The 20,567-nt window shown below is 70.9% G+C and carries 20 protein-coding genes; 15 read left to right on the plus strand and 5 right to left on the minus strand.

Annotated elements, in window-relative coordinates; all coding sequences use genetic code 11:
- The 4 genes from ACFOY2_RS52105 to ACFOY2_RS52120 form a co-directional block, all read right to left on the minus strand.
- Positions 1-1,004 (minus strand): heavy metal translocating P-type ATPase (locus tag ACFOY2_RS52105; RefSeq protein ID WP_379535635.1); only part of this gene is annotated, 1,004 nt, incomplete at its 3' end.
- A gap of 30 nt (positions 1,005-1,034) precedes the next feature.
- The gene (locus ACFOY2_RS52110; RefSeq protein WP_379535636.1) at positions 1,035-1,991 is read right to left on the minus strand and encodes a hypothetical protein; all 957 of its coding nucleotides are present in this window, start codon (positions 1,989-1,991) and stop codon (positions 1,035-1,037) included.
- Positions 1,988-2,200 (minus strand): heavy-metal-associated domain-containing protein, encoded by a 213-nt coding sequence (locus ACFOY2_RS52115; protein WP_379535637.1) that lies wholly within the window; start codon positions 2,198-2,200, stop codon positions 1,988-1,990. The genes ACFOY2_RS52110 and ACFOY2_RS52115 overlap by 4 nt, the downstream gene beginning before the upstream one ends.
- Positions 2,201-2,225: 25 nt before the next feature.
- A complete protein-coding gene (locus ACFOY2_RS52120) occupies positions 2,226-2,507 on the minus strand; it encodes a metal-sensitive transcriptional regulator (protein WP_379535638.1) in 282 nt (93 codons plus the stop codon).
- A gap of 274 nt (positions 2,508-2,781) precedes the next feature.
- On the opposite strand from ACFOY2_RS52120, the gene ACFOY2_RS52125 reads away from it, so the two are divergent.
- The 6 genes from ACFOY2_RS52125 (at position 2,782) to ACFOY2_RS52150 (ending at position 10,208) form a co-directional block, all read left to right on the plus strand.
- On the plus strand, positions 2,782-4,386 hold the full coding sequence (locus tag ACFOY2_RS52125) for an ABC transporter substrate-binding protein (RefSeq protein ID WP_379535639.1): 1,605 nt from the start codon (positions 2,782-2,784) through the stop codon (positions 4,384-4,386).
- On the plus strand, positions 4,383-5,381 hold the full coding sequence (locus ACFOY2_RS52130; protein ID WP_379535640.1) for an ABC transporter permease: 999 nt from the start codon (positions 4,383-4,385) through the stop codon (positions 5,379-5,381). The genes ACFOY2_RS52125 and ACFOY2_RS52130 overlap by 4 nt, the downstream gene beginning before the upstream one ends.
- Positions 5,381-6,229: an ABC transporter permease gene (locus ACFOY2_RS52135; protein ID WP_379535694.1), complete on the plus strand. Its 849-nt coding sequence runs from the start codon at positions 5,381-5,383 to the stop codon at positions 6,227-6,229. The genes ACFOY2_RS52130 and ACFOY2_RS52135 overlap by 1 nt, the downstream gene beginning before the upstream one ends.
- The gene (locus ACFOY2_RS52140; protein WP_379535641.1) at positions 6,226-7,947 is read left to right on the plus strand and encodes an ABC transporter ATP-binding protein; all 1,722 of its coding nucleotides are present in this window, start codon (positions 6,226-6,228) and stop codon (positions 7,945-7,947) included. Before ACFOY2_RS52135 ends, ACFOY2_RS52140 begins: the two co-directional genes overlap by 4 nt.
- Positions 7,947-8,699 carry a (2Fe-2S)-binding protein gene (locus tag ACFOY2_RS52145; RefSeq protein ID WP_379535642.1) on the plus strand — a complete coding sequence of 251 codons (753 nt, stop codon included), beginning with the start codon at positions 7,947-7,949 and terminating at the stop codon, positions 8,697-8,699. The genes ACFOY2_RS52140 and ACFOY2_RS52145 overlap by 1 nt, the downstream gene beginning before the upstream one ends.
- 90 nt (positions 8,700-8,789) lie before the next feature.
- Positions 8,790-10,208, plus strand: a complete 1,419-nt coding sequence (locus ACFOY2_RS52150; protein WP_379535643.1) for an MFS transporter — start codon at positions 8,790-8,792, stop codon at positions 10,206-10,208.
- Between the two features lie 141 nt (positions 10,209-10,349).
- Here ACFOY2_RS52150 and ACFOY2_RS52155 read toward each other — a convergent pair whose 3' ends face one another.
- Entirely contained in the window at positions 10,350-11,654 is a 1,305-nt protein-coding gene (locus tag ACFOY2_RS52155) for an aminotransferase class V-fold PLP-dependent enzyme (RefSeq protein WP_379535644.1), read from the minus strand.
- A 207-nt stretch (positions 11,655-11,861) separates the two neighbouring features.
- Between ACFOY2_RS52155 and ACFOY2_RS52160 the strand changes: the two genes are divergently transcribed.
- The 9 genes from ACFOY2_RS52160 (at position 11,862) to ACFOY2_RS52200 (ending at position 20,560) form a co-directional block, all read left to right on the plus strand.
- Entirely contained in the window at positions 11,862-12,320 is a 459-nt protein-coding gene (locus ACFOY2_RS52160; RefSeq protein WP_379535645.1) for a hypothetical protein, read from the plus strand.
- Between the two features lie 62 nt (positions 12,321-12,382).
- On the plus strand, positions 12,383-13,471 hold the full coding sequence (locus ACFOY2_RS52165; RefSeq protein ID WP_379535646.1) for a PLP-dependent cysteine synthase family protein: 1,089 nt from the start codon (positions 12,383-12,385) through the stop codon (positions 13,469-13,471).
- The gene (locus tag ACFOY2_RS52170; protein ID WP_379535647.1) at positions 13,468-14,709 is read left to right on the plus strand and encodes an MFS transporter; all 1,242 of its coding nucleotides are present in this window, start codon (positions 13,468-13,470) and stop codon (positions 14,707-14,709) included. The genes ACFOY2_RS52165 and ACFOY2_RS52170 overlap by 4 nt, the downstream gene beginning before the upstream one ends.
- 37 nt (positions 14,710-14,746) lie before the next feature.
- Positions 14,747-15,106 (plus strand): BlaI/MecI/CopY family transcriptional regulator, encoded by a 360-nt coding sequence (locus tag ACFOY2_RS52175; RefSeq protein WP_379535648.1) that lies wholly within the window; start codon positions 14,747-14,749, stop codon positions 15,104-15,106.
- The gene (locus ACFOY2_RS52180) at positions 15,103-16,029 is read left to right on the plus strand and encodes a M56 family metallopeptidase (RefSeq protein WP_379535649.1); all 927 of its coding nucleotides are present in this window, start codon (positions 15,103-15,105) and stop codon (positions 16,027-16,029) included. The genes ACFOY2_RS52175 and ACFOY2_RS52180 overlap by 4 nt, the downstream gene beginning before the upstream one ends.
- Before the next feature lie 136 nt (positions 16,030-16,165).
- Complete coding sequence (locus ACFOY2_RS52185) at positions 16,166-17,128, plus strand: coiled-coil domain-containing protein (protein ID WP_379535650.1); 963 nt, start codon at positions 16,166-16,168, stop codon at positions 17,126-17,128.
- Between the two features lie 149 nt (positions 17,129-17,277).
- Positions 17,278-19,236, plus strand: coding sequence for a cytochrome c oxidase assembly protein (locus tag ACFOY2_RS52190; RefSeq protein ID WP_379535651.1), 1,959 nt, complete (start codon positions 17,278-17,280; stop codon positions 19,234-19,236).
- A 56-nt stretch (positions 19,237-19,292) separates the two neighbouring features.
- The gene (locus ACFOY2_RS52195) at positions 19,293-19,973 is read left to right on the plus strand and encodes a DsbA family protein (protein ID WP_379535652.1); all 681 of its coding nucleotides are present in this window, start codon (positions 19,293-19,295) and stop codon (positions 19,971-19,973) included.
- Positions 19,970-20,560, plus strand: a complete 591-nt coding sequence (locus tag ACFOY2_RS52200; protein WP_379535653.1) for a vitamin K epoxide reductase family protein — start codon at positions 19,970-19,972, stop codon at positions 20,558-20,560. The genes ACFOY2_RS52195 and ACFOY2_RS52200 overlap by 4 nt, the downstream gene beginning before the upstream one ends.
- Positions 20,561-20,567: the final 7 nt, after the last annotated feature.

The following is a 20,567-nucleotide window of genomic DNA, read 5'->3' on the forward strand; positions in this document are numbered from 1 at the left end:
ACCAGCTTGGCCATCTGGGCGAGCTGAGTGTCGGCACCCACCCGGGTCGCCTTCACGATCAACCGGCCGCCCGCGTTCACCGTCGCCCCGGTGACCGCGTCGCCCGGCTTGACCTCCACCGGCACGGACTCGCCGGTCAGCATCGAGGCGTCCACCGCCGAACTGCCCTCGGCTATCACCCCGTCGGTGGCGATCTTCTCACCGGGCCGGACCACGAAGGTGTCGCCGACCTTAAGCTGGTCGGTGGGGATGCGGCGGCCGTCGGCCAGCTCCACGTCCTTGGCCCCGAGTTCCAGCAACGCCCGCAACGCCGCGCCCGCGCGCCGCTTGGAGCGGGCCTCGAAGTAGCGGCCCGCCAGGATGAACGCCGTCACCGCCGCAGCGGTCTCGAGGTAGATGTTGCCCGAGCCGTCAGTGCGCTCGATGGTGAACGCGAACGGGTGGGTCATGCCCGGCGTGCCCGCGGTGCCGAAGAACAGCGCCCACAACGACCAGCCGAAGGCTGCCAGCGTGCCGCCCGAGATCAGCGTGTCCATGGTGGCGGCGCCGTGCCGCAGGTTCGTCCAGGCGGCCTTGTGGAACGGCCACCCGGCGTAGACGACCACGGGGGCGGTCAGCACCAGCGACAACCACTGCCAGTTGGTGAACTGCAACGGCGGGATCATCGCCATCGCCACCACCGGCACGCTCAACACGAGTGAGGTGATCAGCCGCTGCCGCAGCGGGCGCAACTCATCCTCCGGCTCAGCCCCGGAGCCGGCCTCGTTCTGGGCGGGCGGGGCGGGCAGTTCGGCGGTGTAGCCGGCCTTCTCCACCTCGCTGATCAACTGCTGGGGGTCCACCCCGTCGGGGAAGGTGACCTTCGCCTTCTCCGTCGCGTAGTTGACCGTGGCGGACACACCGTCGAGTTTGTTCAGCTTGCGCTCGATCCGGTTCGCGCACGACGCGCACGTCATACCGCCGATCGAGAGTTCAACAGCCCGGCCTTCCGTCAGAGAAGACATCACCACTCCTTTCCTTCGTCGTGCTGCGGATCAGTGCGAGTCGTTGTGACCGGCGCTGGGCTCGGCCGTCGGCTTGGGCTGTCCGGGACCGGCTTTGGCGGTGAAGTCCGCGGTGCGGACCTTGCCCTCGTGCTGGAAGTCCAGGAACAACCGGTAGTCGCCGCCGCTGGGCACTTCCGCGTAGAAGGTGATCTCCGGGCCCGCCGCCGTCTTGCCGTCTCCCGGCTCGCCGTCCGGATGCACGTGCAGGTAGGCCAGATCGCCGCCCCGCAGCGCGACCAGATGGCCGTAGGCGCCCAGATACGGCTGCAGATCGGTGACCGGCTTGCCGTCCTTGCTCACCGACAGCGTGAGTTTGCTGGACTGTCCCGGTACCAGATCGCCCTTCAACGCCACCTTATAGCCGTCCACGGTGCTCTCGCGGCCGGTCCCGGGCAGCGGCTTCGGCTTGTACTCGCCCGCCACCAGCAGGTCCGTGCCCAGCGTCAGGCCGCTTCCGCCGGCGGGCGCGAAGTCCGCGAACGCCCGGTACGCGCCCGGGTCCTGCAAGGTCAGTTTCACCGACCACACGCCGCCCCCGGCCTCGACCGGGTGCACGTGCTGGAAACTGCCCAGATCCCGCGACACCACGATGAAGTGCAGCTTCTTGTCATGCTGCACCTGGAAGTCGGTCACCGGCCGGCCGTCCGGGCCGGTGACCGTGAACCGGAAATCGGCGGGCTCGCCCGCCTTGAGCGTCGTCAACGGATTGAGGGTGTAGCCCTTCTCTGACACCTGAAGCCCCCCAGGGGTATCGTCCTTCGCCGCCGCAGCGGTCTCTTGATGGCCGCCGCCATGCTCCCCAGCGGTAGGCGTCGCATGGGTCGCACCGTGCGTCGGGGCCGGAGCGGGGGCGACCTCGCCCACCGCGTTCCCCACCCCCAGCGCGCCGCCGAACACCACGGCCAGCCCCGCCACGTAAGCGCCCAGCCTGGTCGCCGTGTTCATGACGGATTCACCACCTCGTAGCCGGCCTCCTCGACCGCGGCGGCGATCTTCGCCGCGTCGAGGGGGCCGTCACTGTCCACGGTCAGCAGGCCACTGGCCAGATCCACCTCCACCGAGGTGACCCCGGCGACCTCGCCGACCTCCTCCTTCACCGAACTCACGCAGTGCCCGCAGGTCATCCCGGCCACGGTGTAGGTCGCGGTAGCCATATCGATCAAACCCTTTCTGCCGATGTCAGGACCGCACGAGCCGCGCGATCGCGTCGGACGCCTCTTTCACCTTCATCTGCGCCTCAGGGCCGCCCTTCGCGGCGGCCTCCGCCACGCAGTGGGCCAGATGATCCTCAAGCAGCGAGATCGCCACCGACTGCAGCGCACTCGTCGCCGCCGACACCTGCGTCAGGATGTCGATGCAGTACTTGTCGTCCTCGACCATGCGCTGCAGGCCCCGCACCTGACCCTCGACCCGGCGCAACCGGCGCAGCTGATCCTGCTTGCTGCCGCTGTATCCGACCATCTCTCCCCCTTCCGACACCCTCAACGTACCATACCCCCCTACCGTATTCCAATCGCCTATTAGACCGGATAGTAGAGCGGGCCGGCACAGCGCCAAGAAGCCCGGCGGACCAAGCTCACGCCAGGCAATTACTCCAGGTCAGACCGGGGAGCGGAATCACGTTGTTTACATGATGAACCCTTGCATCTACGGGGCGGACCTATAGAGTCACGGGCAAACGCACGTCCTCCTCGATGGGGTGACCCTGAACCTCTCATACCCCCCGGAGGTTTTCTTGTACCACAGAATCCCGGCCGCTCTCCTCTCCCTGGCCCTCCTCACGGCATGCGGATCCAGCCCCAGCACAAAACCCTCGGCGGCGCCCGGCGCCAAGAGCGTCACCATCGCCATCTCCTCGGACGAGGGCACGCTCACGCCGTTCACCAACCAGACCGGCTATCCAGGCGACAACCTGGTCAAACTGATCTTCGACACCCTGGTTGTCGCACGCGGAGACGACGTCGCACCGCTCCTGGCCAAGGAGATCAGGACGTCTGACAACAAGACCTTCACGATGCCGGTCAGACCGGGCCTCACCTGGCACGACGGCAAGCCGCTCACCGCCGACGACGTGGTGTTCAGCGTCGAGTTCTACCGCGAGAACATGGAGGGCGACTCCGCGATCGACGTCCGCCCGGTCGAGAAGGTGAGCGCGAGCGGCGACACCGTCACCATGACGCTCAAGGCGCCCGACCCCGAATTCCCCCGCCGGATCCTGGCCGACATGGCGATCCTGCCCCGGCATCTGTGGGAGTCGGTGGAGAAGGTCAGCACGGCCGGGGCCGACAAGGCCGTGGGCAGCGGGCCGTACAAGCTGACGACGTACGACAACGCCCGCGGCTACACCCTCACCGCCAACCCCGCCTACGCCCTGGGCAAACCCAAGGTGGACACGGTCAAGGTGGCGGTGATCCCGGAGGAGTCCACGCAGTTCGCCGCCCTGCGGACCGGAGAGGTGCACATGTCGGCCCGCGTCGTGCCGCCGCAGCAGCTCGCGACGCTGGAGCGGCAGCCGGACGTCGGCGTGGTCAAGGGCACCGAGTTCGCCTCCACGCTGCTGGTGTTCAACACGACCAGGCCGCCGTTCGACCGCCCCGAGGTGCGGCGGGCGCTGGCCAAGGCCGTCGACACCGGTGACCTGGTCAAGACCGCGCTGCTCGGCCAGGGCACGCCGGGCGACCCGGGATTCATCCACGCGCAGTCGCCGATCAAGGGTGATCGGCTTGCGCCGGTCTTCGACGCCGAGGCGGCCAGGCGGGAACTCGACGCCCTGGGCGCCAAGCCGGGCCCCGACGGGATCCGGGTGCTGGACGGCGTGCCCATGTCGTACGAACTGCTGGTCCAGAGCTCCTCCACCGACCGGCTGCGCAGCGCCGAGTTGATCCGCGACATGCTCAAGAACGCGGGCGTCGCGGTGAAGGTCACCGCGCTCGACTCCGACTCGCTCGACGCCAAGGTGTGGCCCGACTACGACGTCCGCAAGGGACGCAACTACGACATGTCCATGTGGGGCTGGTCCGGCCCCGTCATGCTCAGCAGCGGCAGGATCGCCCAGCTCCTGGCCTCCGACCCGGACGACGGCAGCCTGAACGTCGTCGGCTTCAAGAACCCGGCCGTCGACGACATCATCGCCACCATGACCGCCGCCCCGACCATGGAGGCCAGGACGGAGGCCGCCAGGAAACTCCAGGCGCAGATCGTGGAGCAGATGCCGTTCCTCACCCTGTACTACCGCAACGGCGCCTACGCCTTCCGCAAGGACGTCTACAGCGGCTGGACCTGGCAGAACGGCGCCGGGGCGCTGAACAGGTTCTCCCTCGTCGACTACAAGCTCGGATGACGGCCGTACCAGCCGTCCGCCGCGGCTATCCCCGCTACATCGCCGGCAGGCTGGCTGAATATCTCACGGTGCTGATGGTCGCGCTCACGCTCAACTTCGCGCTGCCCCGCGCGCTGCCCGGCGGCCCGCTCAAGCTGTTCGGCAGCCCGGAGGCGCTGGCCAGGCTGACCGCCGACGAGCGGGCGCAGATCGCCACGGAGTACGGCTTCGGCCGGCCGCTGCACGAACAGTTCCTCGACTACCTGACCGGCGTGTTCACCCTGGACCTCGGCACCTCGCTGACGGACGGCCGCCCGGTCGCGCAGGCGCTGGCGGAGGCGCTGCCGTGGACGCTGCTCCTGGTGGGCACCAGCACTGTGGTCACCGCGGCGCTGGGGGTGACGCTGGGTGTCGCGGGCGCCCTGCGGCGCCGCCGGGGCAAGGGGTCGGGGCTGCTCGGCGCGGCCGTCGTCGCCGACTCGATCCCGCAGTTCTGGCTGGGCATGCTGCTGATCGTGCTGTTCGGGGTGAAGCTCCAACTGCTGCCCACCTACGGCGTCGCCGGGCCCGACGGGATGAGCGTCGGCGGCGTGCTCCAGCACTTGGTCCTGCCGGTGACGACGCTGACCGTGACCGGCATGGGCTATCTGTTCCTCTACACGCGCTCGTCCCTGCTCACCGTGCTGACCAGCGAGCCGGTGCAGCACGCGCACGCCCGCGGGGTTCCGCACGGCCGGCTCGTGCGCCGGCACGCTTTGCGCCCTGCGCTGCTGCCCGTGCACACGATCCTCATGCTGGAGATCGGTTTCCTGGCGGCCGGGGCGATCGTGGTCGAGACCGTCTTCGCCTATCCGGGGCTCGGGCGGCTCACGTTCGACGCGATCACCGCCCGCGACTACCCGCTCATGCAGGGCGCGTTCCTGGTGCTGACCGTGCTGGTGGTGGTCATGAACGCGCTGGCCGACGCGACGTACCCGCTGCTGGATCCGCGCGCCAGGACGGGAGGGCACTGGTGATGCTGCTCAAAGCCCCACGCAGAAAACTGCTCGGCAGGCAGGGCCTGATCGGCTGCGGCGGCCTGCTCGCCGTCGCGGCCGTCGCGCTGTACGGGCTCGCGCTGCCGGAGGAGGCCGGGCGGGAGCGGGTCGCGGAGCCGTACGCCGCTCCCAGGGCGGGGCTGCCGCTCGGCTCGGACGATCTCGGCCGGGACCTGCTCGACCAGCTCATCGTGGGCGCCGGCACGTCGCTGAGCCTGGCCTTCATCGTGGCCGTCGCCACGACGCTGCTCGCCGCGGTGATCGGCGGCGCCGCCGGGATCGGGCCGCGCTGGTTGTCGGTCACGCTGATGCGCGGGGCGGACGTGCTGCTGATCCTGCCCGAGCTCATCCTCTACATCCTGGCCGCGGCCTTCCTCGGCCAGTCGTTCGGCGTCAGGGCGGCCATCCTGGCGCTGATCCTGTGGCCGGTCCCCGCCCGGGTGCTGCGGGCCGGGGTGCTCACGGCCTGGTCGCGCGGCCATCTGGAGGTGTCGCGGGCCATGGGCGCCCCCGCCTGGTGGCTGCTGGCGCGGCACGGCACGTACCTCATCGGGCCGCTGCTCATTCCGGTCTTCGTGCGTACCGCCAAGGTCGCCATCGTCTACGACGCCACCCTGTCGTTCCTCGGGCTCGGCGATCCGACCTCGCCGAGCTGGGGCACCACGCTCTACTGGGTGCAGACCAACGGCGTCTTCCTGTCCGACGCCTGGTTGTGGTGGGCGCTGCCGCCGGGCGCCGCGATCATGTTCACCGTGCTCTGCCTCGCCCTCATCGGCGTCGCGGTGGAGGAACGGCTCAATCCGGCCCTGCGGGAGGCGGCCCGATGACGCTGAACGTCCGTGATCTGACCGTCCGCTACAACGCTCCGGCGGCGCTCTCACAGGTCAGCCTTGACATCGCCGACGGCGAGATCCTGGCGCTGGTCGGCGAGAGCGGCTGTGGCAAGACCACGCTGGCCCGTACGCTGCTCGGCCTGCTGCCCGCCACGGCGCGGGCGAGCGGGTCCGCGCTGCTGGGCGGGGACGAACTCGTCGGGCGCACCGACTGGGCAGGGGTGCGCGGCGCGCGCGTCGCCACCGTGCCGCAGGGCGCGATGAGCGGGCTCAGCCCCGTGCACCGGATCGGCGCCCAGCTCAAGGAGATGCTCCTCCTGCACGGTGGCACCGCGGACCCCACCGGCCTGCTCGACCGGGTCGGGCTCGCGCGGGCCATGCTCAGGTCCTATCCGCACGAGCTGTCCGGCGGCCAGCGCCAGCGGGTGGCCATCGCGCTCGCCCTGGCGGGCGAGCCGGAACTGCTCGTCGCGGACGAGCCCACCACCGGCCTGGACGCCATCACGCAGCGGCAGGTCCTCGCCCTCCTGGCCGGCCTCGGCACCAGCATGCTGATCGTCTCGCACGACCTGGCCGGACTGCGGCCCTACGCCGACAGGATCGCCGTCATGTACGCCGGTCGTCTCGCCGAGGTGCGCCCCGCCCGCGCGCTGTCCCCCGCAACCGCCCACCCGTACACGGCGGGGCTGCTCACCGCGACCCCGGTCGCCGACCGCGACGTCGCGTGGGGCAGCATCCCCGGCTCCGCCCCCGCCCTCGGCCACGCCACGTCCGGTTGCGCGTTCGCGGCGCGCTGCCCGCTCGCCGCCGACCGCTGCCATGAGGAGCGGCCCGCGCTGGTCGCGTTCGGGCAGGCGCAGATCGCCTGCCACCGTCACACCGAGCGGGACCGCCCGTCCTACCCGAACGTGCCCCGCGCCGACGGCCTGTCCGGGGACGTCGTCGTCTCCGCCGCCGGGATCCGGCACACCTACCGGAGCCGTTCGCGGGTGGTGGAGGCGCTGCGGGACGTCGATCTCGAGATCCGCGCGGGCGAGATCGTCGGGCTCGTGGGCGAGAGCGGATCAGGCAAGAGCACCCTCGCCCGGATCCTGCTCGGCCTCATCAGGCCGACCGCGGGCCAGGTCACCCTCGAAGGCAGGCGGCTGACGGCGGGCCGCGCCCTGCGGCTCCTGCGGCGCCGGATCGGCTTCGTCCACCAGGACCCCTACGACTCGCTCCACCCGGGCATGCGGGTCGCGGCCCTGGTGGCCGAGCCGATGGCGGTCGCGGGGGTGCCCCGCGGCGAGCGACAGGACCGGGCCCGTGAATCGCTGACCGCCGCCGGGCTGCCGGACGATCCCGAGTTCCTCGGCCGCTTCCCCGGTCAGCTCTCCGGCGGTCAGCGGCAGCGGGTCTCGATCGCCCGCGCGCTGGCCGGCGGCCCGGCGCTGCTCATCGCGGATGAGGCCACGTCCATGCTGGACGTCTCGACGCGGGCGGGCATCGCCACCACGCTCAGGGCCCTGGCCACCGGCCGCGGCCTGGCCGTCCTGCTCGTCACCCACGACCTGGGCGAGGCCGTGCAGTCGTGTGACCGCATCCTCGTCCTCCAGGCCGGGCAGGTCGTCGAGCACGGCCGTACGGACGACGTGGCCAGGGCTCCCGCGCACGCCTACACCACCCGCCTCCTTGAGGCGTCGGCATCTCTACCTGATAGGGGCTCGTTGTGATGGATGTGTTCTCCCGGCTGGAGTCGTTCGGGGAACGTTTCCGGTTGGAGCGCGGCCTGGCGCCGCGGGCGGACTGGATCGCCTGCGACCGGCTGCTCGACCCCTCCTCGGAGGAGTTGTCGCGGGTGCTGGAGGCCGAGCGCGTGGCCAGCGGCCAGAAGTCGGAGCACGCCACGGCGTTGACCGTCATGGCCGTGTACGCGGGCACGGTGACCGCGTCCGCGCTGCTGGCCTGGGCGCTCGACCGGGTGGTCGTGGACATGCGGGCGGGCAACGTCGCCATCCGGCTCTCCGAGCATCACGGGTTCGAGGCGGTGGCGCTGCGCGAGCCGCACGCGGTGGAGGCGCCCGTCGAGACGCTCGTCACATGGGTGCTCGACGGGCATCTCCTCCCCCTGGCGCGCGCCATGCGCACCCGTACCAGGGCCGGGCTGCGCCAGCTCTACGGCGGGGTGGCGCATGGGTGCGCGGCGGCGTTCTGCATCGCCAGCCGGCGCGGCGGCGACGCCGATCTGCTCGAAAGCGCCTACGGGGAGTTCCTGGCGGCGGCCACGGGCGGGCTGGAGAAGCTCGGCCAGGTGATCAGGTTGCGGGAGGGCGATCGCGAGGGGCTGTTCTACCTGCGTAACACGTGCTGCTTGTACTACACCTCGGACGAGGCCGTGAAGTGCTCGAGCTGCTGCCTGGACAGCGTCGAGGACCGCGTCACCGCCTACCGCCGCGTCCTGGCCGCCGGAGTGGTGCCCCACTGAACCCTTTGACATAAACCCTGGGGGGGTATATATCTTTTCCACTATACCCCCTGCGGGTATTTACATACCCTACCTAGGTAAGGTTTCGCCATGTCAGCACCATCCCCCCGGCGTTGGGCCGCTCTGGCCCTGATCGCCACCGCCCAGTTCATCGTGATCATGGACACGTCGATCATCGGCGTGGCCCTGCCCCGTATCCAGGCGGACCTCGGCTTCTCCCAGGAGAACCTGTCCTGGGTCTTCAACGCCTACGTCGTGGCCTTCGGCGGGCTGCTACTGCTCGGCGGCCGGTTGTCCGACCTGTTCGGCGCCCGCCGGCTGTTCGGCGCGGGCTGGTTCATCCTGCTCGCCGGCTCCCTGGTCGCCGGCGTCGCCCCCGAGGTGTGGGTGGAGCTGGCAGGGCGCGTCATTCAGGGCGCGGGCGCCGCGTTGATCGCCCCGTCCGCGCTCACCCTGCTCATGATGCTCTTCGGCCACGACCCCAAGGAGCTCACCAAGGCCATGGCCCTGTACGGGGCCGCCGCCCCGGCGGGCGGCACCGCGGGGGTGTTCCTCGGCGGCGTCATCACCGAGTACCTGAGCTGGCCATGGGTCTTCTACATCAACATCCCCATCGCCGTCGTCGCCCTGCTGGCCAACAAGTCCCTCATGCCCGACGCCCAGTCCCAGCGCGGCTCCGTGGACGTGACAGGCGCGCTGACCGTCACCGCCGGGCTCGGCGCGGCCGTGTACGCGATCGTCCGGGCGCCCGAGGCAGGCTGGGGTTCGGCGCAGACGTGGCTCGCCCTGGCAGGTGCCGTGGCCCTGCTCGGCGCGTTCGTCGCGGTCCAGGCCCGCCGGCGCGAGCCGCTCATGCGGCTGTCGATCCTCCGCACCCCGAACCTGGCCGCCGCCAACCTGGCGCAGCTCCTGCTCGGCGGGGCCTGGATCCCGATGTGGTTCTTCCTCAACCTCTACCTGCAGCAGGTCCTCGGCTACAGCGCCTTCCCCAGCGGTGCCGCCCTGGTGCCGATGACCGTGCTCGTCATGGTCGGCATGATCGTCCTCGCCCCCAGGGCCATGGCCCGGTTCGGGCCCAAGGCGATGATCGTCGCCGGCCTGGCCCTGCTCGCCGCCGGGATGGGCTGGCTGTCGCTGATCAGCCCCGAGGGCAGCTTCGTCGTGGACGTCCTGCCTGCCAGCCTCGTCGCCGCCCTGGGCATGTCGCTGGCCTTCATCCCCTCCCTCGGCACCGCCATCTCCTCGGCCCGGCCGCAGGAAGGCGGCCTCGCCTCCGGCATCGTCAACACCAGCTACCAGGTCGGCAGCGCGCTGGGGCTGGCCGCGATGACCGCCGTCGCCGCCGCCAACGGCGCCGGCCGGCTCGGTGACCTGCCCGCCCTCACCGACGGGTTCTCCGCCGCGTTCGTCGGCGCAGCCGCCATCGCCGTCGCCGGCGCGGTGCTGGCCGCGACGACGCTGCGCTCCCACAGGACGGAGGCCGAGCCCTCCGCGGTCCACAGCGCCTGAAGACAGAACCGCAGGAGAGCCCTCCGCCGTTCACAGCGGCTGAAGAAACGCGCTCGCCCGGCCCCGGAACCGTTCCGGGGCCGGGCGAGCGGCATGTCGGCCGAGGTCGTAGCCCACCGGCGTCCCACCTGGTCGGCGTCTTCAGGCGATGTCGCGCAGGGTGTCCACGAGCCTGTCGATGTCGGAGGCCGAGGTGAACAGGGCGGGTGTGACGCGGACGGCGTCGCCGCCGGACATGCCCGTCCTGGCGACGGTGAAGATGCGGTGGTCGCGCATGAGGCGGTCGGCGATGGCGGTGTTGTCGGCCTCCGTGGTCCGCCCGCGCAGGCGGAACGCGGTGATAGCGCCGTACATGCCCGGCTCGTCCGGAGTGAGCACGTCCATGCTCCCCGCGTCACGGAACCGCCCGACCCAGCGATCGCGCAGGTAGCACAGGCGGGCCTGCTTGGCGCGGGCGGTGAGCGACTCGTGGAAATCGAGGGCGGCGTCCACGGTGAGGAAGGGGGCCACGTTCATCGTGCCGGAGTGCACGCGGGAGCGGATGTCGGTCGCGGGGTAGGTCTCGTCGGCGTACAGGGGGTCGATGTCGGCCAGGCGATGCTCGCGTATCACGAGGAACCCGGCGCCCAGCGGCACGCCCATCCATTTGTGCAGGGAGAAGACGGCGAAGTCCGCGTCGAGGTCGGCGAGGGTGAAGTCGAGTTGCCCCCACGAGTGCGCGGCGTCCACGATCACGTCCACGCCCCGCTGCCGGGCCATGGCGACGATCTCGCGGACGGGCACGACCAGTCCTGTGCGATTGTTCATGTGGCTGAGCAGGAGCAGCCTGACCTTCGGGTGATCGCGCAGGGCGCGCTCGTAGGTGTCGAGCACCGCGCGGCGGGTGGCCGGCTCGGGCATGACGATGCGCACGACGTGGACGCCGCGCCGGGAGCGGAGCCAGTTCATGGCGTACTGGCCGCTGTGGTAGTCGAGGTCGGCGTACATGACGCCGTCGCCCGGGCGCAGCCGGCGGTAGCCGGTGATGAGGTTCTGCAGGGCCTCGGTGCCGCCGCGGGTGAGCGCGATCTCTTCCCTGGTGACGCCGAGCAGGCCGGCGATGCGGTCGCGGACCTTGTCGGCCTCGGCCTTGTACGCGGTGCGCAGCAGGTGGGAGCTCTGCTCGTTGAGCCGGTCGACGTTGTGGTGGTACGCCCGGCGCACGGGCTCCGGCATGATCCCGTAGTAGCCGTTCTCCAGGTTGACGAAGTCGGGGCTCACCCTGAACTGCCGGGCGACGGCGGCCCAGAAGTCCTCGTCGCGGGCCAGCCCTGCGGCGCTGACGCCGGCAGGCGCGGCCGGCACGGCGCCCGCGACCACGGGGCCGGCCGCCCCAGGGCCGGCGACCATGGGGGCGGCGGCCAGGGCGCCGAGGCCGGTGACAATCCTGCGTCTCGACAGGGTCATGGACGACACCACCTGAGTTCCAGCGGGATACGCGGATGCCCAGTGTCGCGGAAATCGCGCGCGGCATGGCGTTCATTTGGCCGTGTCGGCGAATGGCATGGAAAATCGACGATCGCCGCCAATCAGGCCGATGAACGACGGGAGCTTTACCGGAATCTTTGACTTCACCGGGCGCGTCCGGTGCCCTCGCGGGCATTATCAGCAGTGATGCTCACGACACGAACGACCCGTTTCAGCCGTCCGGCCCGTCGGCCGATGACGCATGCGGTGCTCGTGCTCGTGCTGCTCGTCTGCGCGGTGTTCACCCACGGCGGCGCGTGCGCGGCCGTGGAACTGTCCGAACCGACGGCCCACGGCGCCGGCCTGGGGGGCCGCGCCGCGCACAGCGCCGGCTCGGAGAGCGGCGCCGCACATGGCGTGAGCTCGGAGGATGACGCCGCGCACGGCGTGGGCTGTCTGCATCACGGGCTGCCCGTTCGTCATCAGCACGGCACCGAGCAGGACTGCTCGGCGATCAGCCCGGTCCACGTTCCGATGTGCGTGACCATGGCGGCGGCGTGCTCGCTCTCGGCGTCCGAGAGCACCGCCGAGGCTCCGGCGAGCCAGGCGCACCTGTCCCCGTTCGCCCCCTCCTGCCGGGAAAATCTCTGCGTGATGCGCCTATAGGACCGGCGACGCCACAAGTCGCCATAAGTCCATCTGACGCAATTCATTCGGGGATTTCACCAATGTCATCTCAGGTTACTGTCGCGCGCCCGCAAGAGGCGCCGATCACCGGTTACTCGTCGCTTTCCCTGGCTGTCGGAAATACACCGCTGGCCTATATTTCCGAGCCGTTCGTACCAGGCGGAGGAGGATTCTGGGCCAAGCTCGAAGGGTTCAACCCGGGCGGGATCAAGGACCGTCCCGCCCTGCACATGGTGCGTCAGGCGCGGGCGCGGGGCGAGCTGCGGCCCGGCGCCACGATCGTCGAGTCGACCAGCGGCACCCTGGGGCTCGGCCTGGCCCTGGCCGGCATCGCCTACGGCCACCCGGTGGTGCTGGTGAGCGATCCGGGGATGGAGCCGCTCATGTGCCGGCTGCTCACCTCGTACGGCGTCCGCCTGGAGATCGTCACCGAGCCGCACCCGGTCGGCGGCTGGCAGGAGGCCCGCAGGGAGCGGGTGCGACGCCTGCTCGCCGACGTCCCCGGCTCCTACTGTCCCGACCAGTACAACAACCCCGACAACGTGGACGCCTACGCCGGCCTGGCGCACGAACTGCTCGGCCGGCTGCCGCACATCGACACGCTGGTGTGCTCGGTCGGCACCGGCGGGCACAGCGCGGGCATCCACAACGTGCTGCGCCGCCACTTCCCCGGCCTGCGACTGGTCGGCGTCGACACCATCGGCTCGACCATCTTCGGCCAGCCCGCCCGCACGCGGCTGATGCGCGGCCTCGGCTCCAGCATCCACCCGCGCAACGTCTCCTACGACGCCTTCAGCGAGGTGCACTGGGTCAGTCCCGCCGAGGCGGTCTGGGCCTGCCGCACGCTGGCCGCCCGCCACTACGTCTCCGGCGGCTGGAGCACCGGCGCCGTCACCCTGGTGGCCCGCTGGCTGGCCCGCACCTGTCCCGGCGAGACCATCGTCGCCGTGTTCCCCGACGGGCCGTGGCGCTACTGGAACACCATCTTCGACGACGACTACTGCCAGGCTCACGACCTGCTGGGCACGGTCCCGGCCGAGGAGCCCGACCGGCTGTTCGCCCCGTCCGAGCGCGAGGTGCACCGCTGGACGCGCTGCGCCGACGTGCGCGACCCGCTGGCGGGCCGATGAGGGGCGTGCTTCGGGAGTTCCGCTCGTTCGAGCGGCCGATCCAGCTCCTGCAGATCAACCAGGCGGGCATCAACCTGGGCTTCTACATGCTCATGCCCTACCTCGCCCAGCATCTGTCGGCCGGGGCGGGGCTGGCGGTCTGGGCGATCGGGCTCGTCCTGGGGCTGCGCAACATGAGCCAGCAGGGCATGTTCCTGATCGGCGGCACGCTGGCGGACCGGGTCGGCTACAAGCCGATGATCATGCTCGGGTGCGCCCTGCGCACGGTCGGGTTCGCGTTGTTCGGGCTGACCACGGCGCTGCCGCTGCTGATCGTGGCGGCCGTGGTGACGGGCCTGGCGGGCGCGCTGTTCAATCCGGCCGCCCGCGCTTACCTGGCCTGTGAGGCGGGAGAGCGCAAGGTCGAGGCGTTCGCCGTGTTCAACGTCTTCTACCAGGGCGGCATCCTGCTCGGCCCGCTGGTCGGCATCGCGCTGCTGAAGTCGGGTTTCACCGCCGTCTGCCTGGCGGCCGCGGCGATCTTCGCGGTGCTGACCGTGCTCCAGGGTCTGTGGCTGCCCGCCAGGCGCGGGTCCGCGGGCAAGGAGCAGCCGGTGCTGCGTGACTGGCGGCAGGCGTTCGGGGATCGGGCCTTCGTCTCCTTCGCCGCTGCGATGATCGCCTCGTACGCGCTGTCGTACCAGATGTATCTGACGCTGCCGCTTGAGGTGCAGCGCCTGGGCGGCGGCGAGACGGGGGTGATGGCCCTTTACGCGATCTCCGCGGTGCTCGGCATCGCCGGACAGGTGCGCCTGACCGACTGGTGCGCGCTGCGGTGGAGCCGAGGTCAGGCGATCAGCCGCGGCCTGGCGCTGATGGGGGTCGCGTTCGTGCCTCCGGCCGCGACGGCCGCCCTGGCGCTCCCGCCGGTGTGGGCGATCGTGCCGGTGGTGGTGTGCACGTTGCTGCTCACGCTGGGCACGCTGGTCGCCTTCCCGTTCGAGATGGCCACCATCGCCGACATGGCGGGAGATCGGCTGATCGGCACCTATTACGGGCTGTACAACCTGCTGTCCGGTGTCGGCATCCTGGCCGGGAACCTGCTGTCGGGCGCCCTGGTCGACGTGGCCCGCTCATCCGGGCTCGCGGGGCTGCCGTGGGTGCTGCTGGCCGCCGCGGGGCTGGCCTCGGCGGCGGCCGTCGGACGGCTGGACCGGCGCGGCCGACTGGCTCCCGCGGCCCGGGCCGTCGCCGCATGAGGGCGGCGGTAGCCTTCTTCCAAAGCGGAGGAGGGCGATGGTGCAGCTCGGCAACCTGGAGCGCTCGGTCATGGATGCTCTGTGGCAGCATCCTGAGGGCATGTTCGCCCACGTCCTGGCGGCTGAGCTGCCGTCCCAGCCCGCGACCACGACGGTACTGACCGTGTTGATGCGACTGTCGAACAAGGGCATGGTCTCGCGTGAGCGCGTCGGACGGGCCCACCTCTACAAGGCCACCGCCGGCAAGGACGCGTTCGTCGCCGAGGCCATGCGCGCCGCCCTCGACGAGGCGGGTGACGTCGCGGCGGCCGTGCAGCGTTTCGTCGGAACGGTGACGCCGGAGGTGGCCGCCGCCCTGCGCGAGGCGCTGGGCGAGCGGCACGGGTCCGCGCCGTGATCGCCTGGCTGGTCGCGGCCGGGGTGGCGCTGCTGCCGGTGGCCCTGGGCGACCGGGCCGCCCGCAGGCTGGCCGGGGCGGCGTGGACGCACCGCTGCCCGCGCGCGGCGCTGGCTCTGTGGCAGGCGATCGGGCTGGCCGCCGGGCTCGGCGCGGTCGGTCTCGGGTTGGTGGGGGCCGTGGCGCCGCTGGCGGCGGTGTTCCCCCACGGGGTGCACACGCTGGTGCGCCAGATCATCGGCGGGCACGGCCTCCACGGGCTCGGGCCGGCGCACCTGCTGGCCCTGGCCTGGTCGGCGGGGCTGATGAGCTGGCTGCTCATCCACACCGCGCGCACCACCGCCAAGACCATCGGGGAACGACGGCGCCAGCGGCTGCTGGTCGACGTGGTCGCCGATCATTCGCCCGCGCACGACGCGTACGTGCTGCCCGTGGCCGAGCACGTCGCCTACTGCGTCCCCGGACGGCGGCGGCGGATCGTGCTCAGCCGCGGCACCCTGGACCTGCTGGCTCCCCAGGAGTTGCAGGCCGTGCTCGGGCACGAGCGCGCGCACGCCCGCGGCCACCACGATCTGGCTCTGCTCCCCTTCGTGGCGCTGGCGCACGCCTTCCCCTGGCCGGCCTGCGTCAGGACGGCGCGGCAGGCGGTCGTGGTGCTGGTGGAGATGATCGCCGACGATCACGCCCGCCGGGCGCACGGCGCGCTGCCGCTGGCCCGCGCCCTGGTTCGGATGGCGGCCCCGGAGCCGGCCTCCGGCGCGCTCTGCCTGGCCGACACCGGAGTCGTCGAACGCCTGCAACGGCTGCTCACCGAACGCCGCGCGCCCCGCTGGGTGCCCGCCGCCGCCTACTCGACGGCGGGCCTGCTGCTCGGCGGGCCGGTGGCGGTGCTGATCGCGCCGCTGGTGTGCATCACCCTCTGAGCAGCTGACGCAACAGTTAATGCGCGGACGGTACGCCAGAGCGATCGTCGCGGGAACCGCCCCCGAGCGCCGTCCCGCCCCGTAGACTCCCCCATACTTCTACGACACGTAGAAGAAGTTGGGAGAAGGGACACGCGTGACGGCTGGATGGATGAGGTTCGTGTGCGTCACGGCGGCTCTCATGACGGCCGCGCTCACCGCGACACCGGCGACCGCCGAGCCCAAACCCACCGCGAAGCAGTTGCGCGAGGAGTTGAACCGGCTGCGCAAGGACTTCGACGGCGCGGCGGCCGGATACAACGCCAACCGGGTCGCCCTGGCCGCGGCCCAGCGCGCGGAGCGGACGGCCACGGCCCGGCTGAAGAGCGCGGAAAGCGCCCACGACGCCGTCCGTGAGGAGCTGGTCAGGCTGGTGGCGCTCAGCTACCAGAGCCCGCCGATGAACCAGACCGTGCCGCAGGACCTCCAGGAGCCGGGCTCCGCCCTGCACGGAGCCGCGATCCTGCAGCAGCTTGCCCAGACCCAGCAGGCGATCATCGGCCGGTACGCCGCCGCGCGCCAAGAGCGTCAGCGGGCCCAGGAGGCGGCCACCGCGAAGACACGCGAGCTACGCGACCGGAGTGACCGGCTGCGCGCGGAACGCCAGAAGGCCGACAAGCTCATCGACCAGATCACCGAAAAGATCGACCGTTTGATGGTCGCTCCGGGCGTACGCAGATCCGACGGGTCCTGGACGCCCGAGCTGCCGTCGGGCCCCGACAACATCACCCCGCGCACCCGCCTGGTGCGCGACCAGGTCAAACAGCGCTTCAAACTGCCCAGCATCGGCTGCTACCGCTCCCTGCAGGACGGCGGCGAGCACCCGCAGGGCCGCGCCTGCGACTTCATGATCACAACAGGCGGCAGGCTGCCCTCCCCCGCCCAGGCCACGACGGGCGACGCACTGGCCGCCTGGGCCATCAAGAACGCGAACCGCCTGGGCATCAAGTACGTGATCTTCAACCAGCGGATCTGGCAGGGGTCGGGCTGGAAGGCCATGTCCAACCGCGGCGGAATCACCGCCAACCATCAGGACCACGTGCACATCTCCATGCGGTAGCCACCTCTTGTGGCCTCTATATTCGACGCGACGTAGAAGTTCACGGTGGGAGGTACTCCGATGGGCGGCCCCGGTCCCGACCAGGTCAGCGGCGACAGCCCACCGGCAAAGAGCCCAGCAAGTAACGGCAGTGGAGGAAAGAGCACAATATGACCGCGCGTACCGGCCGCCTGTTCCTCGCGGCGGCGGGCGCCGCCGCGGCCGCCCTGACGATCGCCATGCTGGCGGGCGGCGCGGCCGTCACGGCCGTGATCGCCGGGCTCCCCGACGCCGGGGCGCTCACCCGCTGGGGGCTGCCGGCCGCCAAGCTCGGCGCGGACCTGTCCGCGGTGGCGACGGTGGGCCTGCTCCTCATGGCCGCCTTCCTGCTCCCCTCCGCCAAGGGGCTGTTGTCCGCCGAGGCGAGCCGATACGCGCGCATGGCGTCGTGGGCGGCGCTGGCGTGGGCCGTGACGACCGCTCTGACCATGGTGTTCACGCTGTCGGACCTCCTGGCGGTGCCGGCGGCGGGCCTGTCCGGCACGGCGGTGCTCAGCTTCCTCACCAGCGTGCCGCAGGGCACCACGCTGCTGCTGGTCCTGATCCTGGCCGCCTGCGTCGCCGGGTTCGGCAGGGAGGTGGTGAGCGCGTACAGCGCCGCGGGCCTGCTCGGGCTGGCCCTGCTCGCGCTGCTGCCGCCGGTGCTGAGCGGCCACTCGGCCAGCTCGCCGAATCACTCGATGGCGATCACCGGGCTGGGGCTTCACCTGGTGGTGCTGGCGCTGTGGGTCGGCGGCCTGCTCTCCGTCACCGTGCACGCGCTGCGCGGCCACCCCGATCTGCCGCTCGTGGCGGGGCGCTTCTCCCGGCTGGCGCCGTGGTGCCTGGCCGGCGTAGCGGTCAGCGGGCTGGCCAGTGCCGCGGCCCGGCTGACCGAGATCGGGCAGCTCGTGACCTCCTCGTACGGATGGCTCGTCCTGGCCAAGACCGCCGCCCTCGGCGTGCTGGCCGGAATCGGCTGGCTGCACCGCCGCCGCACGCTCGCCGCCCTGCGGGACGGCAGGCCGCGCGCGTTCGTACGACTGGCGGCCGGCGAGGTGGTCGTCATGGCGGCGGTGATCGGGCTGGCGGTGGCGCTGTCGCGGACCTCGCCGCCGGTGGTCGTGCTTCCCGTCGATCCCGTACGCGACCTGCTGGGGTACGCGATGCCGCCCGAGCTCACCGCGTCCCGGCTGACGTCCCTGTGGCGACTCGACCTCTTCTTCGCCCTGCTGGCGCTCGCCGGGGCCGCCGGATACGCGGCCGGTGTCGTCCGGCTGCGCCGCCGGGGCGATTCCTGGCCGCTGGGCCGCTCGATCGCGTGGGCCGCCGGGATCGTCCTCATCGTGGTCCTCACGCAGAGCGGGATCGCGACGTACGCGCCGGTGCTGTTCAGCATGCACATGATCCAGCACATGGGCCTGGCCATGCTGGCCCCGATCTTCCTGGTGCTGGGCGCGCCGGTGACGCTCGCGCTCAGGGCGCTCAAGCCGGCCGCGCGGCGCGGTGACCGCGGCCCTCGGGAGTGGATCACGGCGGTGCTGCACAGCCGCTTCGCCGAGATCGTCTCGCATCCGGCCGTCGCGATGGTCATCTTCATCAGCGGCTCCTACGCGCTGTACTACACCTCGCTGTTCGAGAACGCCATGCGCCAGCCGGTCGGCCACATCCTCATGAACACGCACTTCCTGCTGTCCGGCGTGCTGTTCTTCTGGGTGGTCATCGGGGTGGACCCGGCGCCGCGCCGCCTGCCCCACATCGCCAAGCTCGGCACCCTCATGATGACCATGCCGTTCCACGCGTTCTTCGGCATCTCGATGATGATGATGGGCAAGTCGATCGCCTCGTCCTGGTACGAGCAGCTCGCCCGCCCATGGGGCGCCGACGTGCTCCAGGACCAGAACGTCGCCGGGGGCATGGCCTGGGCGTTCGGCGAGATCCCGACCATGATCGTGGTGATCACCATCGCCGTCCAGTGGGCGCTCAGCGACCACCGCCAGTCCCGGCGGATCGACCGCCGAGGCGATGGGGAGCTGGATGCCTACAACGAGTACCTGACCCGCCTGAACAGGCGAGCTCACGACCAGTAAGCTTCTACACAAGGTAGAAACACTTGTTCGCCTGCCACCGTCCCGAAGAGCGGAAGATGACGACGAACCTCAAGATAAGCCTCGGCATCGGCGCGGTCATCGCCGTGATCGTCGCCCTGATCGTGGCGGCGGTCGCGATGACCGGCCAGAACACGCCCGCCGCCGCGCCGGCGACCGCCTCCGGCCCGCCCACCGTGCCGTCGGAGTTCCTGGTACGGGAGGACAGCCACCGGCTCTCGACCGCCTCCGACGACAAGGTCACGCTGGTGGAGTTCCTCGACTTCGAGTGCGAGGCCTGCGGCGCGGTCTTCCCGCACATGGAGCGCGTCAAGGCCGAGTACGCCGGGCGGATCAACCTGGTCGTCCGCTACTTCCCCATGCCCGGCCACCGCAACGCCGACCTCGCCGCGCGCGTCGCCGAGGCCGCGGCGCGGCAGGACAAGTTCGAGGCGATGTACCTGCGGCTGTTCCAGACACAAAAGCAATGGGGCGAGGCGAGCGAGTCCAAGGAGAAGTACTTCCTCGACCTGGCCGAAGAGGCCGGCCTGGACATGACCGCCTTCAAGCGCGACCTCGACGCCGCAGAGACGGCCGAGCGGGTCAAGAAGGACCAGGGCGACGGCCTGGCGCTGGGCGTTCAGGGCACGCCGACGATCTTCTTCAACGGCGCGCCACTGGACGTCGAGCCCAGCTACGAAAACCTCAAGGCGAAGATCGACGCGGCTCTGCGGTCATGACGGCGGGTTCCATCGCCGGCCGTTCGCTGCCGTACGTGCTCCTCGCCTGCGGCGGCCTCGGTTTCCTTGCGGCCTTCGTGCTCACGCTCGAGCGGCTCGAACTGGCCGCGGACGACTCCTACGTGCCCACCTGCAGTATCAACCCGATCGTCAGTTGCGGCTCGGTCATGAAGAGCGAGCAGTCCTCCCTCTTCGGCTTCCCCAACCCGCTGATCGGCATCGCCGCCTTCGCCGTGCTGCTCACCGTCGGCATGGCGCTGCTGGCGGGGGCCCGGTTGCGTCCCTGGTTCTGGCACGGCCTGCAGATCGGCGCGCTGCTGGGCGTCGTCTTCGTCCATTGGCTGATCTTCCAGTCGCTGTACCGGATCGGCGCGCTGTGCCCCTACTGCATGGTCGTCTGGGTCGTCACGGTCGTCGTGTTCTGGTACGTCAGTCTGGCCAACGTCGAGGCCGGCCGCATCAGGCTCCCCGAGAGGCTGGGGCGCGTGGCGGTCCGGTACCACACGGTCGTGGTGATGCTCTGGGTGCTCATCGTCGCCGGGCTCATCGTGGCGCGGTTCTGGACGAACTTCTCCATGATGATCTGAACAGATC

It is taken from the genome of Nonomuraea purpurea, assembly GCF_042650645.1.
Classification (GTDB): Bacteria; Actinomycetota; Actinomycetes; order Streptosporangiales; family Streptosporangiaceae; genus Nonomuraea; species Nonomuraea purpurea.